18 protein-coding genes and 1 pseudogene are annotated in these 23,152 nt (G+C 70.3%); 15 read left to right on the top strand and 4 right to left on the bottom strand.

Features of this window, described 5'->3' with window-relative positions:
- The first annotated feature begins 195 nt into the window (after positions 1-195).
- The 3 genes from ABTX78_RS31255 to ABTX78_RS31245 all read left to right on the top strand — a co-directional run bounded on the left by ABTX78_RS31255 (position 196) and on the right by ABTX78_RS31245 (position 2,686).
- Positions 196-768 carry a transglycosylase family protein gene (locus ABTX78_RS31255; RefSeq protein WP_352210152.1) on the top strand — a complete coding sequence of 191 codons (573 nt, stop codon included), beginning with the start codon at positions 196-198 and terminating at the stop codon, positions 766-768.
- Positions 769-881: 113 nt separating this feature from the next.
- Positions 882-1,847 (top strand): helix-turn-helix transcriptional regulator, encoded by a 966-nt coding sequence (locus tag ABTX78_RS31250; protein ID WP_352210151.1) that lies wholly within the window; start codon positions 882-884, stop codon positions 1,845-1,847.
- Positions 1,848-2,470: 623 nt separating this feature from the next.
- A complete protein-coding gene (locus ABTX78_RS31245) occupies positions 2,471-2,686 on the top strand; it encodes an I78 family peptidase inhibitor (protein ID WP_352210150.1) in 216 nt (71 codons plus the stop codon).
- A 289-nt stretch (positions 2,687-2,975) separates the two neighbouring features.
- Here the strand turns inward: ABTX78_RS31245 and ABTX78_RS31240 are convergent, their stop codons facing one another.
- Positions 2,976-3,977 (bottom strand): phosphatase PAP2 family protein, encoded by a 1,002-nt coding sequence (locus ABTX78_RS31240; RefSeq protein WP_352210149.1) that lies wholly within the window; start codon positions 3,975-3,977, stop codon positions 2,976-2,978.
- Between the two features lie 429 nt (positions 3,978-4,406).
- Between ABTX78_RS31240 and ABTX78_RS31235 the strand changes: the two genes are divergently transcribed.
- Positions 4,407-6,041, top strand: a complete 1,635-nt coding sequence (locus ABTX78_RS31235; RefSeq protein ID WP_352210148.1) for an MFS transporter — start codon at positions 4,407-4,409, stop codon at positions 6,039-6,041.
- Positions 6,042-6,120: 79 nt separating this feature from the next.
- Positions 6,121-7,311, top strand: a complete 1,191-nt coding sequence (locus ABTX78_RS31230; RefSeq protein WP_352210147.1) for an acyl-CoA dehydrogenase family protein — start codon at positions 6,121-6,123, stop codon at positions 7,309-7,311.
- Positions 7,312-7,368: 57 nt separating this feature from the next.
- Here ABTX78_RS31230 and ABTX78_RS31225 read toward each other — a convergent pair whose 3' ends face one another.
- The gene (locus tag ABTX78_RS31225) at positions 7,369-7,806 is read right to left on the bottom strand and encodes a cell division protein SepF (protein WP_352210146.1); all 438 of its coding nucleotides are present in this window, start codon (positions 7,804-7,806) and stop codon (positions 7,369-7,371) included.
- Positions 7,807-8,094: 288 nt separating this feature from the next.
- Here ABTX78_RS31225 and ABTX78_RS31220 point away from each other — a divergent pair, with 288 nt between their 5' ends.
- From ABTX78_RS31220 to ABTX78_RS31205, 4 genes and pseudogenes are all read left to right on the top strand, one after another.
- A complete protein-coding gene (locus tag ABTX78_RS31220) occupies positions 8,095-9,315 on the top strand; it encodes a DUF5685 family protein (RefSeq protein ID WP_352210145.1) in 1,221 nt (406 codons plus the stop codon).
- 112 nt (positions 9,316-9,427) lie between these two features.
- A pseudogene (locus ABTX78_RS31215) lies at positions 9,428-10,244 on the top strand (DUF1684 domain-containing protein).
- Between the two features lie 256 nt (positions 10,245-10,500).
- Positions 10,501-11,400 (top strand): S1 family peptidase, encoded by a 900-nt coding sequence (locus tag ABTX78_RS31210; RefSeq protein ID WP_352210144.1) that lies wholly within the window; start codon positions 10,501-10,503, stop codon positions 11,398-11,400.
- A 124-nt stretch (positions 11,401-11,524) separates the two neighbouring features.
- The gene (locus ABTX78_RS31205; RefSeq protein WP_352210187.1) at positions 11,525-12,004 is read left to right on the top strand and encodes a hypothetical protein; all 480 of its coding nucleotides are present in this window, start codon (positions 11,525-11,527) and stop codon (positions 12,002-12,004) included.
- Between the two features lie 40 nt (positions 12,005-12,044).
- On the opposite strand, the gene ABTX78_RS31200 is transcribed toward ABTX78_RS31205, so the two are convergent.
- Positions 12,045-12,947 carry a DUF4231 domain-containing protein gene (locus ABTX78_RS31200; protein ID WP_352210186.1) on the bottom strand — a complete coding sequence of 301 codons (903 nt, stop codon included), beginning with the start codon at positions 12,945-12,947 and terminating at the stop codon, positions 12,045-12,047.
- A 230-nt stretch (positions 12,948-13,177) separates the two neighbouring features.
- Here ABTX78_RS31200 and fxsA point away from each other — a divergent pair, with 230 nt between their 5' ends.
- From fxsA to fxsT, 5 genes are all read left to right on the top strand, one after another.
- Complete coding sequence (fxsA, locus tag ABTX78_RS31195; protein ID WP_313947211.1) at positions 13,178-13,342, top strand: FxSxx-COOH cyclophane-containing RiPP peptide; 165 nt, start codon at positions 13,178-13,180, stop codon at positions 13,340-13,342.
- A gap of 9 nt (positions 13,343-13,351) precedes the next feature.
- Positions 13,352-15,568 carry a radical SAM/SPASM protein FxsBH, inactivated beta-hydroxylase extension form gene (gene fxsBH / locus ABTX78_RS31190; RefSeq protein WP_352210143.1) on the top strand — a complete coding sequence of 739 codons (2,217 nt, stop codon included), beginning with the start codon at positions 13,352-13,354 and terminating at the stop codon, positions 15,566-15,568.
- A gap of 58 nt (positions 15,569-15,626) precedes the next feature.
- Positions 15,627-16,337, top strand: a complete 711-nt coding sequence (locus ABTX78_RS31185; protein WP_502994020.1) for an AAC(3) family N-acetyltransferase — start codon at positions 15,627-15,629, stop codon at positions 16,335-16,337.
- Between the two features lie 81 nt (positions 16,338-16,418).
- The gene (locus tag ABTX78_RS31180) at positions 16,419-17,783 is read left to right on the top strand and encodes a TIR-like protein FxsC (RefSeq protein WP_352210141.1); all 1,365 of its coding nucleotides are present in this window, start codon (positions 16,419-16,421) and stop codon (positions 17,781-17,783) included.
- Positions 17,767-21,711, top strand: coding sequence for an FxSxx-COOH system tetratricopeptide repeat protein (fxsT, locus tag ABTX78_RS31175; protein WP_352210140.1), 3,945 nt, complete (start codon positions 17,767-17,769; stop codon positions 21,709-21,711). The genes ABTX78_RS31180 and fxsT overlap by 17 nt, the downstream gene beginning before the upstream one ends.
- 92 nt (positions 21,712-21,803) lie before the next feature.
- Here fxsT and ABTX78_RS31170 read toward each other — a convergent pair whose 3' ends face one another.
- Positions 21,804-22,667 carry an alpha/beta fold hydrolase gene (locus tag ABTX78_RS31170; RefSeq protein ID WP_352210139.1) on the bottom strand — a complete coding sequence of 288 codons (864 nt, stop codon included), beginning with the start codon at positions 22,665-22,667 and terminating at the stop codon, positions 21,804-21,806.
- Between the two features lie 189 nt (positions 22,668-22,856).
- On the opposite strand from ABTX78_RS31170, the gene ABTX78_RS31165 reads away from it, so the two are divergent.
- Positions 22,857-23,152, top strand: a 296-nt coding sequence (locus ABTX78_RS31165; RefSeq protein WP_352210138.1) for an SPFH domain-containing protein, incomplete at its 3' end; no start/stop codon positions are given.

Raw genomic sequence — 23,152 nt, 5'->3', positions numbered from 1 at the left:
GGTTCAACGGGATATCCGGGGCCGGGGTCACGCAAAGGAGGGACGTAATCGAACCGTCCGGCACGCGCACGGGAGGGGGCGCGGGGGTCCGGCGGAACGATTCGGGTGGCCGGCCGAGGTCCGACCGGGTGGGGGTGGAAGCCTTCCGCGCGCGGCGGCGGTGGTCGGGGGAGCCGACTGCCTAGCGTGACCCCGATGCGGACAATTCAGTCACTTTCGACCACTGTTGCCACCCTGCTGCTGGCTCTCGTACCCCAGGGCGGCGCCCAGGCGGCGACCCCGGACGCCCCCGCCGCAGCGGCGACCCCCGCGGCCCCGCCGACATCGGCGACCACCACCCCTGCCTTCGCCTGCGCGGCGACCGGCTGGCCGTGGAACTGTGTCGCCGAGTGCGAGAGCGGCGGCAAGTGGGACACCAACACCGGCAACGGCTACTACGGCGGGCTCCAGTTCTGGCACCCGACGTGGAAGGCGTTCGGAGGCCTCGCCTACGCGCCGCGCGCCGACCTCGCGACCCGCGCCCAGCAGATCAAGGTCGCCGAAGAGGTGCTCCGCGTCCAGGGGTGGAAGGCCTGGCCCGTCTGCTCGAAGCGGTACGGGCTCAAGGGCCGTGCCCACACCGTCCAGCCCGGTGACACCCTCTCCGCCATCGCCACGCGCTTTCGCGTGAAGGGCGGCTGGCAGGCGCTGTACGCCGCCAACAGGACGCTCATCGGCAACTCGCCCGACCGCCTCACGGTCGGGATGATGCTGGCCCTCCCCGGGTGAGCCGGGGGCTCGCGCCGAACACCGCACCCTCCCGCCGTTGCCCGCACAGCGGTTGACGCACCCACCACGCATGCGGACAGAAGCTGTCCGCATGCGCTGGCAGACTCACCCTCATGTTGGAGACCTCGGCACGACTCCTGCGCCTGCTGTCCCTGCTCCAGGCCCACCGCGAATGGTCCGGCGCCGACCTGGCCGACCGGCTCGGTGTCACGCCGCGTACCGTCCGGCGCGATGTCGACCGGCTGCGGGAGCTCGGCTATCCCGTCAACGCCAGCCCCGGCACCGGTGGCGGCTATCAGCTCGGCGCGGGGGCCGAGCTGCCTCCGCTGCTGCTCGACGACGAGGAGGCGGTCGCGGTCGCCGTCGGGCTGCGTACCGCCGCGGGCAACGGCATCGAGGGCATCGGCGAGACCTCGGTGCGCGCGCTGGCGAAGCTGGAACAGGTGCTGCCCAACCGGCTGCGCCGCCGTGTCGGCGCCCTCAACGCCTTCACCGTCCCGATGCTGCGCGCACCGGAGTCCCGGGTCGACGCCTCCGTCCTCACGGAACTGGCCAACGCCTGTCGGGACAGCGAACGACTGCGCTTCGAGTACCGCGATCACAGCGGCTCCGTCAGCCGCCGTGCCGTGGAACCGCATCGCCTGGTGTGCACCGAGCGACGCTGGTACCTCGTGGCCTGGGACCTGGAGCGCGGCGACTGGCGTACGTTCCGCGCGGACCGCATCACGCCCACGCCACCGCACGGCCCCCGCTTCGCCCCGCGCACCCCGCCCGCCGACGATCTGGCCGCGTACGTCTCCCGGGGCGTCTCGACCCGCGCCTACGCGACGCAGGCCGTCGTCCGGCTGCACACGTCGGCGGAGGAGGCCGCCCGCACCATCGGCCCGTCCGACGGTGTTCTGGAGGCGGTGGACGCGACGAGCTGCCTGCTGCGCACCGGCGCGGCCGGCCTGGAGGTGATGGTGATCCATGTGATGCTCCTGGGCGTCGACTTCGAGGTGGTCGAGCCCGAGGAGCTGACGGAGCACATCAAGGTGCTGCGGGACCGTCTCTCCCGGGCCCTGGGACCGGCCGGCTGACGTCGTCCTGCGAGACGTCCGGCGTCGGTGTCTTCTCGCACCCGGCGGTCTTCGAGACGTCGGAGAGGAACGACACCGGAAAGCCGTGGTGGTCAGAAGGTCACTGGCCTTCGGAAAGGCCGGTGACCGCGGTTCGGGTCGTGCCATGGCTCCCGGTCTGGGTCTCCGTAACCCCGTCGCTGCCCCTCGCTGTACGCGGCTCGGGCGCCATCGCACGGGTGTGGGGCCGGGGCCACGACGCTCGCGCGCCCGGCGCTCCGCGCAGTGCGCGTCCCGGCCTCGGGCATGCACGGGCGGGCGGGGGGTACGCGATCCGGCAGTGGGGCCACAGGTCACGCGTACACGCTGGGAATTGCGTAAGGAAGCGGTGAATTCTTCACAGCCCGTCAATTCGCTCTCGGTGTTTGTCCCGGGTTGATCGGCCCGGGAATTGAGCGTGCCCGAATGGCTGTTCTCCATTCCTGCGGAAGCCCTCCTGGACTGCCCGTTCGGGTGATGGAGTTCGAGCTGATCGCGTGTCGTGATCCTGTGACAGAAGCGTGACCGGTGGGGCACGTGAGGTGGCTACGGCGCGTTGCGCACTCCGCTTCCGTCACCGTCCGCTGCCGCCTACGGTGGATGCCATGGCATCCATACCGAGCCCTTCAGCCCAGCCCGACGACAACGCCGACGCGTATGTCGGCCTTTCGGCGGAGGACGCCGAACAGCAGGCCCGTGAGCGCGGCTGGACCACGGTCCGGGCGCTTCCGCCGGGATCGATCATCACCATGGAGTACCTGGTGGGCCGGCTCAACTTCGAGGTGGAGGGCGGCACCGTCAAGCGCTGCTGGGTGGGCTGAGCGGTCCGCGGTCAGGGGAGCGCCTCAACTGCCGGACGGCGCGCGGGCGGCGCCCGGGAAAGGCGGAGCGGTCCGTCCGCGGCAGCCCGGGAAGCCTCCGACTTCCGCCCAGGGCCCGCGAGGCCCCGGAATGCGGCTCGTGCCACCCGTAACGGCCGCGGAGTTGCCGGACACGCCGAGACGCACGCCATGAACCCGTCAGGCCTGGAGCGCGTCGGCCACGGAAAGGCCCCGACCGGATCGGTCGGGGCCTTCGCCGTGGGCGACGGGCGGTGGTTCGGCAGCCGGATCAGCCGCCCGTGGCGGGCCGTGAGGTGGGCGGACGCCTGCTGCCCGAAGGCGTCACCGGTGTCCGTTCGGAACGCACGCTGTGGTGCGGATGCGGTCTCTGCTGGGTGTGGGCGAGGTGGGTACCCGGCCTGCTCGTGGGCGCCGACGACGGGCCGCCCACCGCCGCGACCGGCTCGCGGTCCCCGCCCTCCGGCAGGCCTCCACCACGCTGGGGGAGTATCCCCGGACGCGGACCACCGGCCGCCACCGGCAGCGAGGGGGCGAGACGGCGACGCGCGCGCCACTGTTCGCGGAGGTCGAGGATGAAGGCCTCCGCACGGCCGATCAGCGGCTCGCACCAGGGCAGCGCGAGCAGGATCAGCAGTCCGGCGGCCCAGCCGAGCAGGACATCGCTCAGCCAGTGCGTACCGAGGTACACGGTGGTCAGACCGACACCGAGCGAGACGGTGGCGGAGAGCGCCGACAGATAGCGGCGGGCCCGCGGGGTCGTGGCCAGATACGCCAGGATTCCCCAGGTCACAACCGCATTGGCGGTGTGGCCGGAAGGAAATATATCGCCGCCCGCGAAGAGCTCGGGGGACCCGATCTCCGTCGCGTAGTGGGGGCCGAGCCGGCCGAGTCCGATCTTGACGGCGCCCACCGTCACATTGAGCAGCAACAGCGAGACGCCCAGGGCGAGGAGGGGCCGCAGCGTGTGCTGGCGCCAGGAGCGCCAGCCCAGCCAGGCGGCGACCATCACGGCCGTGGGGCCGCGTTGGCCGAGGACCACGAAGTAGTCGAGAAAGGCGTGCAGGTCGGGCCACTGCTGGTAGGGCCGGAACAGCATGACTTTCCAGTCGATGATCACCAGCCAGCTCGACGCCAACACGGCGACGACGATGGCGAGATAGAACGCAGACGTCCCGCCGAAGAGGGCGAGACGGATGCGGCTCATCCGCGGGATCTCTATCTTCGGCGGTTCCGGCTCCCGGTCCAGGCGGGCGAAGATGTCGGTACGCACGCAATCGACGTTACAGCGAGTGAGTGCGCGACTAGGCCGATCCAGCGTCTTTGTGATGACGATGTGATGTGGAGTATGTCTCAGACTCCGGCTTTATTCCTGGCCAATTCGGAAATCCCGGAGGTCGCACGCGCTATTGCTCCGGAGGGCGTGTCGCCGGCCCATTCTGCCGGGCGAATTCCCGTTCATGACCTGCCCGCACGGATTTTTCCCCTCGTTCGGAAGAGGCCATGATCCTTTTCGTCCGGGGCTGCCGGGCGTGGCGTACGCCACACGTCCACGGCCGAAGAGGTGAGAGCTGGACCACGCGCCACCGGCCTGAACTCGCGTACGCTGACGGCTCACTCGCCTCGATGCCGGACCGCCTTGAGGGATCACCCCGTCCCCGGCTGGCCCGCCGAACGCGAGGGACTCACTGGGAGGTAGCACATGTCCGGGACGACAACGGCCGTGGCACGCCTGCGTGCCGCCGCCGGCGGTGCCAACCGCTGGGTCGTCCTCGTCGTCCTCTGTCTCAGCCTGCTGCTCGTCGCGCTGGACGCGACCGTGCTGCACGTCGCGGTGCCCGCCGTCACGGAGGATCTGCGCCCGAGCGGCGTGGAACTGCTGTGGATCGTCGACGCCTATCCCCTCGTCTGCGCCGCCCTGCTGATCCTCTTCGGCACCCTCGGCGACCGGATCGGCCGTCGCAGAGTGCTCCTGCTCGGCTATGCGATCTTCGGCATCGCGTCCGCCTTCGCCGCCTTCGCCGGCAGCCCGGGCATACTCATCGCCGCACGCGCCCTGCTGGGTGTCGGCGGCGCGATGATCATGCCCGCGACGCTCTCGATACTCCGCGCCGTCTTCCCCGACCGGCGGGAACGGGCGATGGCGATCGGCATATGGACCGCGGTCGCCGCGGTCGGCGCGGCCACCGGACCGGTCCTCGGCGGCTTCCTCGTCGAGCACTTCTGGTGGGGCTCGGTCTTCCTGATCAACATCCCGCTGATGGCGCTGATCCTGCCCATCGGCCGACTGCTGCTGCCGGAGTCCCGAGGGAAGTCGGACGGTCCCTGGGACGTGCTGGGCGCCCTGCTGGCCGCCGCCGGTGTACTCGGTGTCGTCCTCGGCGTGAAGCGACTGGGTGTCGGACACGGCCTGCTCGACGCGCGGACGGTCGGTCCGCTGCTGGTCGGCGCGGTGATGCTGGCGCTCTTCGTCCGGCGGCAACGGCGGCGCGAGCACCCGCTCGTCGACATCCGGATGTTCGCCCGGGTTACCTTCTCCACCTCCGTCGGCTGCATCGTCCTGGCCATGCTGGCGCTGGTCGGACTGGAACTGATAGCCGTCCAGTACCTCCAGCTGATCCTCGGGCTGAGCCCGCTGGAGACCGGGTTGCGGCTGCTGCCGCTCACCTTCGCGGCGATGGCCGCGGGCGCGACGGGCTCGTCGACCCTGCGCCGCGTCGGCCCGCGCGCGATGGTCGGCTGGGGCTTCGTGCTCACCGCCGCGGCCGTCCTGCTGCTGGTGATGATGGGACAGCACGACCGCCCCTGGCTGCTCACCACCGGATTCGTCCTGCTCGGCTTCGGCCTGCAGACCACGCTCTTCGCGGCGTACGAGTCGATGCTCAGCGAGGCGCCGCAGGAGCACGCGGGCGGCGCGGCCGCGATCGGCGAGACGTCCTACCAGCTGGGCGCCGGCATGGGCATCGCGCTGCTCGGCAGCGTCATGAACGCGGCGTACGCACCCGCCTTCAGCTCACTGCCCGGGGTTCCGGCGTCCGCGAGCAGTGCCGCCTCCCATTCGCTGGGCGAGGCCTACCAGGTGTCGGACCGCCTCGGCGGCGGCGCGGGGGCGACGCTGCGGGCGACCGCGCGGCACGCGTTCGTGGAGGGGCTGCATGTCACGCTGCTGGTCAGCGCCGGTCTGCTGCTGCTGGGCGCGCTCGCCGCGCTCAAGCTGCCGCGGGTCATGGACTGCTCGACGGCCGAGCAGTGTCCGCGCCCCAGGCGGCCGGACGTGTCGATCCCGGCGAGCCGTGAGCCCGTCGAGGCGTCCGGGTCTGGACGCGCGGCACACTGAGTCGTACCGTCGGGCGGAACGGATAACTACCACTGCTAGTTTTCTTCTTCCGCTCTGTCAGCGCTGCCGGAGGCCCTGAATGTCCGCACCCGCGAAGCCCACGCGTTTCGATGCCGGTGATCCGCTCGGCATCGACGATCTGCTCGACCCCGAGGACCTCGCGGTCCGCGACACCGTCCGCAACTGGGCCGCCGACCGGGTCATACCGCACATCGCCGACTGGTACGAGCGCGGCGAGCTGCCCGGCATCCGCGAGCTGGCCCGTGAGCTCGGCTCCATCGGCGCGCTCGGCATGTCACTGAAGGGCTACGGCTGCGCGGGCGCCGGCGCGGTCCAGTACGGCCTCGCCTGCCTCGAACTGGAGGCGGCGGATTCCGGCATCCGCTCCCTGGTCTCCGTGCAGGGCTCGCTCGCCATGTACGCGATCCACCGCTTCGGCTCCGAGGAGCAGAAGCAGCGGTGGCTGCCCGGTATGGCGGCCGGCGAGATCATCGGCTGCTTCGGTCTGACCGAGCCCGACCACGGCTCCGACCCGGCGGGCATGCGCACCTACGCCAAGCGCGACGGCTCGGACTGGGTGCTCACCGGCCGCAAGATGTGGATCACCAACGGTTCGGTGGCCGGTGTCGCCGTCGTCTGGGCGCAGACCGACGAGGGCATCCGCGGATTCGCCGTGCCGACGGACGCCCCCGGGTTCTCCGCGCCGGAGATCAAGCACAAGTGGTCGCTGCGCGCGAGCGTGACCAGCGAACTGGTCCTCGACGAGGTGCGGCTGCCCGCCGACGCGGTCCTGCCGGACGTCACCGGTCTGAAGGGCCCGCTGAGCTGTCTGACCCACGCGCGGTACGGAATCGTCTGGGGCTCCATGGGCGCCGCCCGCGCGTGCTTCGAATCGGCGCTGCAGTACTCACGTACGCGTGAGCAGTTCGGCCGTCCCATCGGCGGATTCCAGCTCACCCAGGCCAAGCTCGCGGACATGGCCGTCGAACTGCACAAGGGCATCCTGCTCGCCCACCATCTGGGGCGGCGCATGGACGCGGGAACGCTGCGCCCCGAGCAGGTCAGCTTCGGCAAGCTCAACAACGTGCGCGAGGCGATCGAGATCTGCCGCACCTCGCGCACCATCCTCGGTGCGAACGGGATCTCCCTGGAGTACCCGGTGATGCGGCACGCGACGAATCTCGAATCGGTGCTCACCTACGAGGGCACCGTCGAGATGCATCAGCTCGTGCTGGGCAAGGCGCTCACCGGCCTCGACGCCTTCCGGTGAGCCGGGACCCTCGGTCCCCGGACGCCGGTCGGGCCTGCCGGCCGGCGATCGCCTCGCTCAGCTCTGGTTGAAGAAGCCGTCCTGCGAGCGGCCCGGGGCCTCCCCGCTGACGACCTGGGTGTCCGACGGGCTCAGCAGGAAGACCCGGGTCGCCACGCGCTCGATGGAGCCGCGCAGTCCGAAGGTCAGTCCGGCGGCGAAGTCCACCACGCGCTTGGCGTCCGAGGGCTCCATGGACGTCAGGTTCACGATGACCGGGACACCGTCCCGGAACAGCTCACCGATACCGCGGGCGTCCCGGAAGCTGGAGGGCGACACCGTGGCGATCCGGCGTCCCTCTGCCTGGGCGGACTCGGAGGCGACGTGCACCCGGGGGTCGGTGACCCAGGCGTTGTCACCCGTCTCCGTACCCTCGGCGTACTCGTCGTCGTAGTAACGCTCGTCGCTGTCCTCGACGAGTCCCAGCCAGGCGCTCGCCTTGCGCACAGATCCCATGGACGCCTCCTTCCACTGCAGTCCGCTCACTGCGGTCTTCCGTCTTCCCTATCCCTATGGTCGTCCATAATGCGGATCGCGCGCCAAGTGGATAGTCGCCGCGCGAGGGATTCGTGACGGTACTGGCACAGAAGATGTGGCGATTCGTCAAGGTTCCTCCTGTGTATGGGGTGTGTTCGGCCCAAAATATGAAGTTCGGGCCAGATGGGTGACGTCGGGGACGTACGGGTGAACGGATCGCTCGATACGATGCGTGCCGCACTGTCGAACGGCTCTCGGGGGAACGTCGTGTTCGGAATCGTCAGGCCATGTGGCCACCGTCTCGGGGACGGGCTCAAGGCCGAGTGGATGGCCCATCTCTGCGGTCTGTGCCTGGCACTTCGTGCCGACCACGGCCAATTCGCCAGGGTCGTGACCAACTACGACGGCCTGATCGTCTCTGTTCTGACGGAGGCTCAGGCCGAGCGCACCTCCGCGGCACGGCGCACGGCGGGCCCCTGTCCGCTGCGCGCGATGCGCATCGCATCCGTGGCCCAGGGCGAGGGCGCACGCCTCGCGGCCGCCGTCTCGCTGGTCCTCGCCTCCGCCAAGGTGCGCGACCACGTCGCCGACCGGGACGGGATGTTGGCGCGCAGGCCGGTGGCCGCCGCCGCGCGCCGGGTCGCCACCGGCTGGGACCGGGCAGGCGCCCGTACCGGTGCGGCGCTGGGCTTCGACACGGCGGTCCTGGTCGACGCCGTCGACCGGCAACCGGGGGTCGAGGCGCTGGCCGGCCCCGGAACCCCGCTGCTCACGGTCACCGAGCCGACGGAGACGGCGACGGCCGCCGCCTTCGCACACACCGCCGTACTCGCCGGGCGCCCGGAGAACGTGGCCCCGCTAGCCGAGGCCGGACGCCTCTTCGGACGGCTCGCGCATCTGCTGGATGCCGTCGAGGACAGGGAAGCTGACGCGGCGTCGGGTGCCTGGAACCCGCTCACCGCGACCGGCACCTCGCTCGCCGAGGCCCGCCGCCTCGCCGACGACGCGGTCCACGGCGTACGGCTCGCGCTGGCCGACGCGCGCTTCACGGACGACAAACTGCTGCATGTGCTTCTCGCCCACGAGCTGCGGACGTCGGTGAACCGGTCCTTCGGCACGACGACCTGTTCGCACCAGGGGCACGGCACACCACAGGGGCCGCAGAACCCCTACCAGGGCGGCGGTCAGGGGCCGTACGGCAACAACCCCTACGGCAACAACCCTTACGGCGGGAATCCCTACGGCGGCGGCAACCCGGGCGGCCCGGGCCACCCCGGCGGCCCCGGTGGTCTGCCGCCCCGGTTCGGCGGCGAACCGACTCCGCCCAAGCGGCGCGGTCTCCTCGCCGGTTGCGCGGTCTTCACCGGACTCTTCTGCACCTGCCAGATCTGCTGCGCCAAGGAGTACGAGGGGCCCTGGTCGCGCAAGAAGCGCGAGGGCTGCTGCCGGGACTGTGACTGCTGCGACTGTTGCGGCTGTGACTGCTGAGGGCGCGACCTCCGCACGGCGCGCGAGGGTTCCGTAGGGGTGCACAGCCGCACAGGCTCTGTTCTGCGCTCCCGCCCCGGGCTCCCCGAAGGGGTGTGGAAATGGTGAGGGCATGAGCGCGGACGTACCGCAAGCAGGTCAGGACGGGCACGAGCCGCAGAACTGGCAGAAGTGGCACGAACAGCGCGTCGGATTTGTCTCCGCGCCGTACGGACCGCTCTCGCTCACCGGCACGCACTGGCTCGACGGCCACGCGGAGGGTCGACTTCCGGCCGTCCCGGGGAGCTCGGTGCCGGACGGCGACGAGGTGGTGCTCACCGCCGGGCCCGAGGCCCGCCTGACCGTGCACGGCAAGCCGCTCACCGGCTCGATCCGTCTCACCGCCGACCACGCGCCCGACCTCCGGGTCCCCGGTCGCGCACGGCCGGCGGCGTCTGGCCGTGCTGCGCCGCGAAGGGCGGTGGGCGGTACGCGACTTCGATCCCGACTCGCCGGCGCGCCGGGCGTTCGAGGGCATCGAGGCGACGGCGTACGACCCTCGCCGGGCCGTGCCGGGGACCTTCCGTGCCTACCCGCGAAGCCGCAGTGTGCGGGTGGCGAACGCGGACGGGCGGGAGCGCGGTCTGGGCCTCGGTGGCGAGATCACGTTCCCCCTCGACGGCGTGGAGCACACCCTGCGGGTGGCCATCGAGCAGGACGGCTGGCTGTGGGCCGTCTTCGCCGACGCGACCAGCGGTGACGGTAGCTACCGCTTCCGGTTCCTGCGTCCGCCCGCCCCCGCGGCGCACGGCACGGTGACCGTCGACTTCAACCGCTCGCTGCTGCCTCCGTGCGCGTTCGCGGACCACTTCATCTGCCCCTTCCCGCAGCCCGGCAACACACTCGCCGTGGAGATTGCCGCGGGGGAGCGGAACCTCCGCGACCGCTGACCCGTCCTATCGGCCGGACGGATGTGCCGCAGCCCCGGAGGCCGATGACAGACCCAAGCCCCCGGGGCCATGAGTCGTGCGTGCCCGCGGCGGCCGAAAGGCGCCCTTGCGCCGACAGTTGACGGCCCGAATACTCCCGAACAGCGCTTGTCAGGAGCACGGTATGTCCGTTAGTCGGACGGTGTTTCATGGCTGCGCCTCACGGGCCCCGAACCCCACAACGGGAGCCCCCGATTCCCCTCTGGAGGAACGACAAGTGAGGATCAAGCGCACCACCCCCCGCAGTGCCACGGCGAGACGTACCCGCCTGCTCGCCGTCTCCACCGGTCTGGTCGCCGCCGCAGCACTGGCCGTCCCCACGGCCACTGCCGACCAGTCCCAGACGTTCAGCGCAGCCGAGCTCACCGCCGCGAGCGACGCCGTCCTCGACGCGGACGTGGCCGGCACGGCCTGGAACATCGACCCTGCGACGAAGAGCCTCGTCGTCACGGCCGACAGCACCGTCTCCCAGGCCGAGATAGCGAAGATCAAGAAGGCCGCCGGAAGCAACGCCGACACCCTTCGCATCGAGCGCACCCCCGGCGTCTTCTCCAAGCTGCTCGCCGGCGGCGACGCGATCTACGCCTCCAGCTGGCGCTGCTCGGCGGGCTTCAACGTCCGCAGCGGCAACACCTACTACTTCGTGACCGCCGGTCACTGCACCGACGGCGCGGGCACCTGGTACACCAACTCCGCCCGCACCACCACCATCGGCCCCACGGCCGGATCCAGCTTCCCCGGGAACGACTACGGCCTGGTGCGCTACTCCAACACCTCGCTCGCCCACCCGGGCACCGTCGGCAGCGTCGACATCACCAGTGCCGCGAACGCCACGGTCGGCATGTCCGTGACCCGCCGAGGCTCCACCACGGGCACCCACAGCGGCAGCGTCACCGGTCTCAACGCCACGGTGAACTACGGCGGCGGCGATGTCGTCTACGGCATGATCCGCACCAACGTCTGTGCCGAGCCCGGCGACAGCGGCGGCCCGCTCTACTCCGGCAGCAGGGCCATCGGCCTGACCTCCGGCGGCAGCGGCAACTGCTCCTCCGGCGGTACGACGTTCTTCCAGCCGGTCACCGAGGCGCTCAGCGCCTACGGAGTCAGCGTCTACTGACGCGCGGCGACTGAACCGTCCGGGTCGAGCCCTCGTCCGTACGAAGGACGGGGGCTCGACGCGGCTCTGTCATCTGAGACGATGTCAGGGCGTCGGGCGCGGGAGATACGGGGGTCGCGTGGCAGTGAAACGCATCGGAGTGACCGGCCACCGAGACATTCCCGCCGAGGCCACGGACCACGTGCGCGCGGTGATGCGCGCGGCGCTGTGTGGACACGACGGATCGATGGAGGCGTTCTCCAGCCTGGCCGTCGGCGCCGACCAGCTCTTCGCGGACGTCGCACTCGACTGCGGGGCCGAACTGACCGTGGTCATCCCGAGCGGCGACTACGCGGACGGCTTCACCGACCCCGGCGAACTGGCCCGGTTCCAGCAGCTCCGAGGCCGCGCCGCGCGCGAGGTCCAGCTCGGCTTCCCGCACTCGACGGACGAGGCCTACTACGCCGCCGGCGCCTACATCGCCGACAACTGCGACCGTCTGCTCGCCGTCTGGGACGGCTGCCCGGCCCGGGGTCTGGGAGGCACGGCGGACATCGTCAGCTACGCGCGCGACCTGGGAAAGCCGGTGACCGTCATCTGGCGGGAGGGCCTGCGGCGTAGCTGATTCCGCCGAGGGCCCCGTGCGGCGCCTTGTTGACGGTCACTCAACTGCCGTGCCGCACCAGCCAGTCCGTGTGCTGCGGAGACACGATGCGCTCGGTCTCGTACACCGCGGACGGCCACTGGTCGTCGGTGACCGAGGTCTCCATCGCCGTGTGCATCGTGGCCAGGTCCTCTTCGACCAACGAGTGTGCCGCGATGAGGGGTTGGTGCCGGCGGATCTCGCTCCAGGCCAGACAGGCCGCCGCGGCCGCCGACAGCAGACCGCCCACATTGACCGACACGGCGAGCGAGAAGGTGTGCAACAGCGCGAAGAACAGGGCCAGCAGGGTGAGCAGTCCGATCGACGCCGACCACAGCCGGGTCGCACGGCGCGAGATCTCGGCGCTGCGGTGGTACCAGTTGCGCTGCTCGATCAGCCGGTCCCGTACGTAGGTCTCCTTGCGTACGCTGTAGGGCTTGGCGCGGAGCCGTCGCATGGCCGGGGTGATGAGTTCGGCCGCCGCGAGGTCGCTCCCGCCCGTCCGCGGGTCCTCCCAGCCCACCTTCACCAGTTCCCGTAACCCTTCCTCCAGCCGGGCGACGAACAGCTCGTCGGCGTCGGCGGCGCGGGCGTCGAACGGGGCGCCGTGCACGGAGTAACGCCAGCACACCGATTTGATGAACTCCGCCGCAGACCGGTTCAGTTGCCACTGCGACTTTGCTCGACGGCGTGAGGAACGGTAGCCGAGCACTAGGACCCCGATGTACGCCAACGCGCTGAGCGCGCCGGGCAGTTGAAAGGTGTCCCCGAGCTTCAGGGACGACGGCAGTGTCGCCACGGCGGCTCCCGCGACCAGGAGCAGCAGCTGGTAGCGGGTGGAGCCGACAGCCTCGCGTTGCCTCGATATGGCGATGGCATCCGAATGATGGAAGAGATCGGGCAGATCGGTGTTGCGGAACACCATGCTGTGCAGTGGGCCGGTAAACCCGGTCATACGCCCCCCTGTCTGCAGTTTTGCCTTCACTCTTTAGACGGAATCGCTCGTTCCGTCCGCTGCTGCGAGAATGTGATGCAACTCTTCTCTTCCGCGACCACGGCTTGAGTTGCCGAGGGTCGCCATGAGAGTAAAGTCGTGCCGCCGGCACTGCAATGGTGCGTGGTATCTGCGCTGTACACAACACAAGGACGGCCCCCATGACGATGCAGACCTCGCGGTCATTCGCTGCTGCGAAGAAGAACCGTATTCCGTTGGCACAGATCGATGTCCGTGGTGGGGATGCCGCAAGGAAGCTGGCGAGGGTCATGCCGGCCGCAGCTGACCGAACCGTGCGTATCTCTTCCTTCAACTCCGCCCTCTAGACTGGCGGAATGACTGGACCCCTGGTCCCATTCCGCGAGATCGTATTGAAGGTCCACAGCAGATGTGATCTTGCATGTGACCACTGCTATATCTACGAACACGCTGATCAGAGCTGGCGTACCCGCCCCAAGGCAATCTCTGACGAAGCCATTTCCTGGACAGCTCTGCGACTGGCCGAGCATGCCAAGAGTCATGCCCTGCCCTCCGTGTCAGTGATCCTGCACGGAGGGGAGCCTCTGCTCGCGGGCCCCGAACGACTGCGACGCATCTGCGAGGAGCTCACCGCCGCCCTCGACTCCGTCGCCTCTCTCGATCTGCGGATCCACACCAACGGGCTCCAGCTGAGCCACCGCTATCTCGACCTCTTCGACGCGTACGACGTCAAGGTGGGTATCTCCCTCGACGGCGACCGTCTCGCGAACGACCGCCACCGCCGCTTCGCGGACGGGCGCACCAGTCATCCCCTGGTCCTTCGGGCCGTCGATCTGCTCCGCGAGGAGCGCTACCGCCACCTCTACCTCGGCCTGCTGTGCACCGTCGACGTGGCCAACGACCCGGTCGCCGTGTACGACGCCCTCGCCGAGCTCGAACCCCCGCGCATCGACTTCCTGCTGCCGCACGCCACCTGGGACGACCCGCCGGCCCGCCCGGACGGATCGCCCACCGCCTACGCCGAGTGGCTGCTGAGGATCTACGACCGCTGGGACGGCCAGGGCCGGAAGGTTCCCGTACGGCTCTTCGAGTCGGTGTTCTCCACCCTCGCCGGAGGCTCCAGCCTCACCGAGTCACTGGGCCTGGCCCCCACCGACCTCGTCGTCGTCGAGACCGACGGCACCCTGGAACAGGTCGACTCGCTCAAGAGCGCCTACGACGGCGCGGCGGCCACCGGATTCGACGTCTTCTCGCACGCGTTCGACGACGTGGCCGCCCACCCCGGCGTCCGGGCACGCCAGCTGGGCCTCGCCGGCGTGAGCGCCACCTGCCGCCGGTGCCCGGTCGTCCGCTCCTGCGGCGGCGGTCTCTACACCCACCGCTACAGCTCGCGGAACGACTTCGACAACACCTCGGTGTACTGCGCCGACCTCGAAGCGCTCATCCGCGGCATCGAGCAGCGCGCCGGCGCCGGGGCCGTGCCGGCGGCGGTCACCGAGCCGGGCGCGCTGATGGCCGAACACCAGGACGTGACGCGCACGCTTCTCGCCGAGCTCAACGAGAAGCTGGGCGGCCGCGGCGGCGAGGCCTGGGCCGAGGCCTGGGAGTTGACCTGCGACCTGGAGGGCCGGGGCGACCTGCTCGACGAGGTCTGCGGCCACCCGTACACCTACACCTGGCTCCAGGACACACTGGCCGCTCTGCGCGAGGGGCGGCAGGGGGCACTCGCGCTCGCGCTGCGGCTCCCGTCGTACCTCGCCGCCGCGCTCGTCACCGGCCGGGACGCCACACCGGTCCGGCTGCCCCACGAAGGCGGCAGGCTCCGGCTGCCCACCCTCGGTGAATTACGGCTGCACGGCGCGGCGCGGGACGGCAGCGCCGAAGTGCGGGCCGTCGGGGAGGGATTTCTGGTCACCGTGGACGGCGTGGAGCCCCGGCTCGTCCGCCTCGACGGCCGGCACGATGAGCGCAGCGACTGGCGGCCCGTGCGCACGCTCGGCGGCGACGGGGTCCCGCTGCTGCGGCTGGACGACATCGACCCGTACCGCGACTGCTTCGGCGCACCCGTGCGCGGCCGGCTCGGCGCCCCCGAGGCGGCACTCTGGGACGAGCGGCTGACCGAGGCCTGGGCCGTGCTGGCCGATGCCGCGCCGCAGCAGGCCGCGGAGGCCGGCGAGTGCCTGAGCACGCTCACCCCGCTCGTCTCCGGCGAGGCGTCCCTGTGGGCGCACGGCTTCGGCGCGCTCGGCCTCGTCCTGCCGGAGACGGCCCAGGAGCTGGCGGTCGCGCTGCTGCGCGGTTTCCGCCGGGCGAAATTGCACGCGCTCCTGGAGGTCACCGACCTCTATGCACAGGACGGCTGGTGGAGCCATTCCGCGCCCTGGCAGGACGATGAGGTCCCGGTGTCCGCGCTGCTCGCGGGCGCGTACGAGAGGGTGGGCCTCGCCCCCTTCGACCCCGAGGGGGCAGATCAGGCCATGCGCGCCCTCACCACCCTGGAGAGCGCCCCGGAGCTCACGGTGAGCGGGCACCGGCTCTTGGACGAGCTGCGCAAGGAGTGGGGCCGTGGCTGACGCGGGGGACCGGTCCCTCCTGACCCGCGCGGTGCGCGAGCTGGGCGTGGAGCAGGGCATGACGCTGCTGGTGCACGCCTCGCTGCACGCCACGGGACTGCGCGCCGAGGCCCTGCGGGACACACTGCTGGAGGCCCTCGGGGAGGACGGCACGCTGGTGGTGCCCGCGTTCACCGCCCACAACTCCGACACATCGCCCGCCTACCGCTCCCGGGTGCGGGGCATGACACCCGAGCAGTCGGCAGCCTTACGGGCGGACATGCCGGCCTTCGACCCGGCGCACACGCCGACCCAGGGGATGGGCCGGTTGGCGGAGGCGGTGCGGACCACCGAGGGGGCCGTCCGCAGCTCCCATCCGCAGACCTCTTTCGCGGCGGTGGGACGGCGGGCCGGGGAATTGCTCGCCGGACATCCACTGACCTCGCACCTCGGTGAGGACTCACCCCTCGGCGCGCTCTATCGCGCGGGGGCGTACGTTTTGATGATCAATGTGGATTTCGCCGTGTGCACTTCGTTCCATCTCGCCGAATACCGGACCGGAGCACCTCTGCGCACCTACCGTTGTGTGGTGCAGCGACCCGGTGGGGGTAAGGAATGGACGGAGTACACGGACGTCGAACTGGACGACAGTGACTTCGACGCGATCGGCGCCGCCTTCCCCTGGGGTATGGAACAGAAAGGACAACTGGGCCGAAGTCCTGCGCGGTTGTTCTCGATCAAGGACGCGGTCGACCACGCCGTGAGCTGGATGACCGAAAAACGCTGTTGATTGACTGAACGTCCGGGGATGGAGTGTGTCGGGCTCCGGAATGATTAATCAGTTCGCATCTCTCAGCGATGCCGGCAATGGATGCGGGCGTTCACACAGGACGGGGGTCGTGTGTCGGAATCAGGGCAACGGGCGGCTGACCATCGGCCGTACTTCTTTCTGAGTTACGCGCATACGCCGCGGTACGGGGCAGGCGGCCCGGACCCCGACATGTGGGTGGAACGGCTCTTCCGTGACCTCTGCGGTCATGTCATGGCGATGACGGATCTGCCCGCCGGCGCCCCCGCGGGTTTCATTGACCGGGAGATCCGGTCCGGAGAAGGCTGGTCCGAGCGGCTCGGCGAGGTGCTCGCCACCTGCCGGGTGTTCGTGCCGCTGTTCTCGCCGCGGTACTTCGCCAGCGAGATGTGCGGCAAGGAGTGGTACGCCTTCGCCCAACGGGCCATCTACCACCAGGCCAAGAGCAACCGCTCCGCCGAGGCGATCGTGCCCGCGCTGTGGGTACCGATGCCCCCGGAGCAACTCCCGGGCCCCGCCGAGCGGTTGCAGTTCAACCACCGGGCCTTCGGCGACCGCTATGTCACCGACGGCCTCTACGGCCTGATCAAGCTGCGGATATTCGCCGAGGAGTACGAGGCGGCCGTCTACGAACTGGCCAAACGGATCGTCAGCGTCGCTGACACTACGCGCGTCGGTTCCGGCAGTCCCGTCGACTACCGGCACGCACCCAGCGCGTTCGGCAAACCCACCGGCGGCCCGCGTCCGATGCACCTGACGGTCGCCGCGCCCACGAGCCACGATCTGCCCGAGGGCCGGGCCCCCGACTACTACGGCAAACAGTCGCAGGACTGGAATCCCTACCACCCGGACTCCGCACGACCACTGGCGTACATGGCCCAGGACCTGGTGCGCTCCCTCAACTACCAGGCCACCGTCTCGTCGTTCGACCACGAGACCCCACCGGACATCAGCCAGCCGCCCACCCGCCCGGAGATACTCCTGGTCGACCGGTGGGCACTGGAGGACGACGAACGGTGTCAACGGCTCGCGGCGTTCGATGCCCAGCCGCGGCCCTGGGTGAGCGTCGTCGTGCCGTGGAACCGCGAGGACCCGCAGAGCCGGCTGTCCGAAGCCGCGCTCGTCGAGAAGCTGGAGCGCACGATGCCGCACCAGATGCAGCAGGGCCGGGCCGCCTGCCGGGCCGCCGCCCGGGGCGTGTTCAGCATGGAGGCGTTCGGGCAGATCCTGCCGCAGGTCGTCGAATCGGCGGCCCAGGAGTATCTGCGGCACGCCCAGGTCTATCCACCTGCCCAGCCCCCCGGAGCGGGTCGCACCGAACGGGCCAGGCTCCGCGGGCCCATGGCCGAACACGGCACCACCCAGTACGCCCCGAAGACGCGTGGAATCGTTCCCGATGCGGAGGACACGGATGACAGCCAGTCGTGACGGGCGCATCGTCACCTTCTATTCCTACAAAGGAGGTACGGGCCGCACGATGGCCCTGGCCAACACGGCCTGGATTCTCGCCGCGAATGGCAAGCGGGTGCTCGCCGTCGACTGGGACCTGGAGGCGCCGGGCCTGCACCGGTTCTTCCACCCGTTCCTCGACCCCTCCACCCTCGGCGCCACCACCGGGGTCATCGACCTGATCACCGAGTACGCCTGGGCCGCGATAACCCCCGACACCGGCCGCCGCGACGACTGGCACACGGACTACGCCCGGATCCAGCCGCACGCCGTCTCGCTCACCCCGGAGAGCCTCGGCTGGGAGTTCCCGGACGGCGGCACGCTCGACTTCGTCTCCGCCGGCAAGCAGAACCGCGAGTACTCGGCGACGGTCTCCACCTTCGACTGGGACAACTTCTACGACCGGCTCGGCGGCGGCCTGTTCTTCGACGCGCTGCGCGAGGACATGAAGGCCAACTACGACTACGTCCTCATCGACAGCCGTACCGGCCTCAGCGACATCGCCGACATCTGCACCGTCCATCTGCCCGATGTACTCGTCGACTGCTTCACCCTCAGTGACCAGTCCATCGACGGCGCGGCCTCGGTGGCCCGGCAGATCGACGAGCGGTACGGCGGCCGGGGCATCAAGATCTACCCGGTCCCGATGCGGATCGACGAGGGCGAGAAGGAGAAGGCGGACGCCGGACGCGCGCTCGCCCGGCTGAAGTTCGACCGCTTCCCCACCGGGCTCACCGGCGAGGAGTCCACCGCCTACTGGGGCGCGGTGGAGATCCCGTACCGGCCGTACTACGCGTACGAGGAGACGCTGGCCACCTTCGGCGACGAGGCGGGGCTCACCAACTCCCTGCTGTCCGCGTTCGAACGGCTCACCGCCGTCATCACCGAGCAGCAGATCACCTCGATGCCCACGGTCGGTGAGGACGTCAGGCTCCGCATCCGGGACGCCTTCACCCGGCGCCGGCCCGCCCTGCCCGCCGACCTCTTCCTCAGCTATGTCGCCGAGAACCGGATGTGGGCGGACTGGGTCGAATACCGGCTCACCCGCGCCGGGTTCCGGGTCGTGCCGCGCGACGTCTCGGCCGAGCACGATCCGGCCACCGACGACGCGCACCCCGCCGAACAGGCCGCCCGCACGGTGGTCCTGCTGTCCAGCGCGTATCTGAAGTCCGCGCGGGCCGTGGAGGTCTGGCAGCGGTCCGCGGCCGAGGACCCCGGCGGCGGTCGGCACCATCTGCTGCCCGTCCGCGTCGGCGACGTGCGGCTCACCACGCCGTACATCGACCGCAATCCCGTGGACCTCTTCCGGCTCGACGAAGTGAACGCGACCACCGCCCTGTTGCGCGCACTCGACCGTCCCGTCCAGCTTCCCGACAGCGGATCGCCTGGCCCGCGCTTCCCCGGCACCGTCCCGAAGATCTGGAACGCGCCGCCGCGCAACCCCGGATTCACCGGCCGCTCCGTGGTGCTGGAGCGGATGCGCGACCAGCTCGGCGGCGGCATGGCGGTGGCGGCCGTGCTGCCGCAGCCGCAGACGCTGTACGGACTCGGCGGCGTCGGCAAGACGCAGGTGGCCCTCGAATACGTCCACCGCTTCATGGCCGACTACGACCTGGTGTGGTGGATCTCCGCCGAACAGAGCGACGACGTGATCGCCGGTCTCGCCGAACTCGCTGTACGGCTCGGGGCGCAGGTCGGCGAGGACATGGCGGCCGCCTCGCAGGAGGCCATCGACCTGCTGCGGCGCGGCGTGCCCTCGTCCCGCTGGCTGCTCGTCTTCGACAACGCCGACGACCCCGAGCAGCTCAAGCGGTTCTTCCCGCCGCAGGGGCCCGGGCACATCCTCGTCACCTCCAGGAACCAGACCTGGTCGCAGTACGGCGACGCCCTGCCCGTCGACGTCTTCCTGCGCGAGGAGTCCATCGAGCACCTCCAGCGGCGCGCCCGCGGACTGGGCATCGAGGAGGCCGACCAGGTCGCGACCGCGGTCGGTGACCTGCCGCTCGCCGTCGAGCAGGCCGCGGCCTGGATCGCGGAGACCGCCACCCCGGTCAGCGCCTATCTGGAACAGCTCAGGGAGCAGGCCGCGAGCGTGCTCGCGCTCAACCAGCCCGCCGGATACCCCCAGCCGGTCGCCGCGACCTGGAACGTCTCCATCGAGCGGCTCAAGGAGCGCTCACCGGCGGCGGTCCGTCTCCTCCAGCTCTGCGCCTTCTTCGCACCCGAGCCGATCTCCGCGAACCTCCTCTACAGCAAGGAGATGATCGACGCGCTCAAGCCGTACGACTCCTCCCTCCAGGAGAAGCTGGTGCTCGGCCGGGTCATCCGGGAGATCGGCCGGTTCGCGCTGGCCAAGGTCGACCAGGTCTCCAACAGCATCCAGGTGCACCGGCTGGTCCAGGCCGTCATCCGGGCACAGCTGACCGAGGAGGAGCAGCGGGACGCCCGGCACGCCGTCCACCGGGTCCTCGCGGGCGCCCGGCCCGACGACGACGAGCCGATCGACAACCCCGAGACCTGGGCGCGGTTCGCCACCATCTGGCCGCACCTCGGACCCTCGGAGGCCCGGTACTGCAAGGAGCCGGAGACCCGTCGGCTGATCATCGACCGCGTGCGCTACCTCTGGAAGCGCGGCGACTGGATGACCGCCGCGACTCTCGCGAACGACGTGCGCGAGACCTGGCGCGACATGCTGGGCAACGACGACCTCCAGTACCTCTATCTCCGCTTCCACCTCTCCAACATCTACCGCTCCCAGGGGCGTTACGTGGAGGCGAAGGAACTCGACGAGGTGACCCTGGAGCGCCAGCAGGCCGTGCTCGGCGAGTCCCATCCGCACACCTACATGACCACCAGCGGCCTGGCGATGGACCTCGGCACCCTCGGTCAGTACGGCAGGGCCATGGAGCTGGCGACCGAGGCGCACGAGGGATTCAGCCAGATCTTCCACGAGTCCCACCCCCGGACGCTGGCGGCCGCCAACAACCTGGCGCTGAACCTGCGCATGGTCGGCCAGTACGCCCGCGCCCGCGAGATCGACCAGGACGTCTTCGACCGGCGCACCGAGGTGCTCGGCCCGGAGCATCCGTACACCTTGTCCTCGGCCATCAACCTCGCCCGGGACCTGCGCGAGATCGGCCGCTACGAGGACTCGGTCACCCTCCTCAGCCGGACCTACGAGCTGTACAAGGAGCAGCTGGGCCGGACCTTCCCGGGCACCCTGGCGGCGGGCAAGTCCCTTGCGGTGTCCCTGCGCAGGGCCGGCCGGCTGGAGGACGCGCGGCGGCTGACCACGGCCACCCGCAACCGCTACCGCGCCCGGTACACCTCGGCCAACCCGGACTCGCTGGCCTGCGACCTGAACCTGGCGGCCGACCTGTTCGCCGCGGGGGAGCCCGTCGCGGCCAGGGATCTGGCGCAGGAGGTCGTCGACCAGTACCGGAAGGCGCCGGGGGAGAGGCACCCGTACACTCTCGCCGCCATCAACAACCTGGGCATCTTCCAGTGGGGCTGCGGCGATCCGGAGTCCGCGGAGCAGTTGCTGCTCAAGGTGACGAGGACGATGAGGGAGGTACTGGGAGAGAGCCACCCGCACGCCCTCTACAGCACGATCAACCTCGCGAACGCGCTGGCGGACCTGGGCGGACTGGAGGAGGCCCTGGAGATCGAACAGCGGACCGTGGCCCGGCTGCGGGACGTCCTGGGCGCCCACCATCCGGAGGTGCTGGGCGTCGCCTCCAACCTGGCGGTCACCCTCGGGATGCTCGGCCGCAAGGACGAGGCGATGCAGCTGCGGTCCGAGACGGTCGCGGAACTCCAGAGACTGCTGGGCGAGGAACACGCGCTGACGCGGATCGCACGGGACGAACGGCGGGTGCACCGCGACCTGGAGCCGCTCGCCGTGTGAGCCGGTCCCTGTGCACCGGCAGGGCGCAGACTGCGTCCTGCCGGTTCACGAGCGCGGCACGGCCGAAAGCGACAGGCCCTGAGCGGCAGACCTCAGTTCAACAGCCAGGTCAGGACGCGGGGCAGCGCGTGCAGGGCGTCGAAGTGTGCCGCCGCCGGTTCCAGCACCGCCGTCGCACCGGGGATGCGCTGCGCGAGCCAGCGGGAGTGCCCCACCGGTGAGAACACGTCCTTCTCGCCGTGCCAGAGCATCACTTCGCCCTTGATGTCGGCCGGGTCGAACCCCCACGGGCTGCAGAAGGCCAGCGCGTCGTCGATCCAGCCGTACGCCGAGGCGCGCAGCGCCTCCTGGTAGTTGCGCAGCAGCATGGACCGCACCCCGGCGTCCGCCACCACCATCCGGTCCGAGTCGGTCAGCTCCCGGCGCAGATCGTCCAGGAGCCGGATCGGGTCCTTCCTGATCTCGGCGGACCGCAGGATGAACCGCGCCGTGAGCCCCGCGGGGTCGTCCGACGCGGAGGTGTACTCCAGGACGTTGGACGCGGCCATGCCCTCGAACCAGTCGAGTCCGTCGGCGTCCCGGGGCGCGAGGGTGACCAGTGCCGCGGTACGGGTGACCCGGTCCGGCATCAGCGCCGCGCAGGCCAGCGCGTGCGGCGCGCCGCCCGACCGGCCCACCACGGCGAACCGCTCCAGCCCGAGTTCGTCGGCGATCGCCCGGACGTCCTCGGCCACATCGGCGACGGTGCGCCCGGCCAGCCGGTCCGAACCGCCGTAACCGGGACGGTCGTACGCGATCAGCTGGGTACGGCGCTGGTAGAGCACCATGCCGCGCGGGGCAGGGCCCAGCCGGCTGCCGGGAGTGCCGTGGAGCAGGAACACGGGCTTGCCGCGGGGATCCCCCAGCCGCTCCACCACCAGATGCCGCCCGTCCGACGCGCGCACCCGACGTCGCACTCCCGCCCCCTTCGTGTCGGTACCCGTACAAGAATGCCCTGTACAAGCAAGGTGAGCCTTTGGCATTCCCCAACCGTTCGATGATTACCCATCAGAGCGTGTGACCGGGTCTCCCTTTGCGGCCGGCGGGGAGTTACCTTCGAAGAGGCACTGCATGCCGGTCCGCATCGCACCCCAGGGGGGCCCGTGATGATCGAGGCACTGGTGACGGCCGGCGTGACCGTCGCGTCCGCGGGCGTCGTCTACGTGATGACGGCCGCCCGGGTGGTCAAGCAGTACGAGCGCGGGGTGGTCTTCCGGCTCGGAAAGCTCCGGCCCTCCGTACGCGGCCCGGGATTCACTCTGATAGTCCCGGGTGTGGACCGGCTCCGTAAGGTCAATATGCAGATCGTGACGATGCCGGTTCCCGCGCAGGACGGCATCACGCGGGACAATGTGACGGTCCGGGTCGACGCGGTGATCTATTTCAAGGTGATCGACCCTTC

It is taken from the genome of Streptomyces sp. NPDC096193 (assembly GCF_040302905.1).
GTDB lineage: Bacteria > Actinomycetota > Actinomycetes > Streptomycetales > Streptomycetaceae > Streptomyces.
This window is presented reverse-complemented; position numbering and strand designations above follow the sequence as displayed.

Coding starts and splice junctions, on each gene's coding strand:
- ABTX78_RS31255 (WP_352210152.1), top strand. CDS start 196: ATGCGGACAATTCAGTCACTTTCGACCACTGTTGCCACCCTGCTGCTG.
- ABTX78_RS31250 (WP_352210151.1), top strand. CDS start 882: ATGTTGGAGACCTCGGCACGACTCCTGCGCCTGCTGTCCCTGCTCCAG.
- ABTX78_RS31230 (WP_352210147.1), top strand. CDS start 6,121: ATGTCCGCACCCGCGAAGCCCACGCGTTTCGATGCCGGTGATCCGCTC.
- ABTX78_RS31235 (WP_352210148.1), top strand. CDS start 4,407: ATGTCCGGGACGACAACGGCCGTGGCACGCCTGCGTGCCGCCGCCGGC.
- ABTX78_RS31245 (WP_352210150.1), top strand. CDS start 2,471: ATGGCATCCATACCGAGCCCTTCAGCCCAGCCCGACGACAACGCCGAC.
- ABTX78_RS31225 (WP_352210146.1), bottom strand. CDS start 7,806: ATGGGATCTGTGCGCAAGGCGAGCGCCTGGCTGGGACTCGTCGAGGAC.
- ABTX78_RS31180 (WP_352210141.1), top strand. CDS start 16,419: ATGCGGGCGTTCACACAGGACGGGGGTCGTGTGTCGGAATCAGGGCAA.
- ABTX78_RS31185 (WP_502994020.1), top strand. CDS start 15,627: ATGACGCTGCTGGTGCACGCCTCGCTGCACGCCACGGGACTGCGCGCC.
- fxsBH (WP_352210143.1), top strand. CDS start 13,352: ATGACTGGACCCCTGGTCCCATTCCGCGAGATCGTATTGAAGGTCCAC.
- ABTX78_RS31200 (WP_352210186.1), bottom strand. CDS start 12,947: ATGGTGTTCCGCAACACCGATCTGCCCGATCTCTTCCATCATTCGGAT.
- fxsT (WP_352210140.1), top strand. CDS start 17,767: ATGACAGCCAGTCGTGACGGGCGCATCGTCACCTTCTATTCCTACAAA.
- fxsA (WP_313947211.1), top strand. CDS start 13,178: ATGACGATGCAGACCTCGCGGTCATTCGCTGCTGCGAAGAAGAACCGT.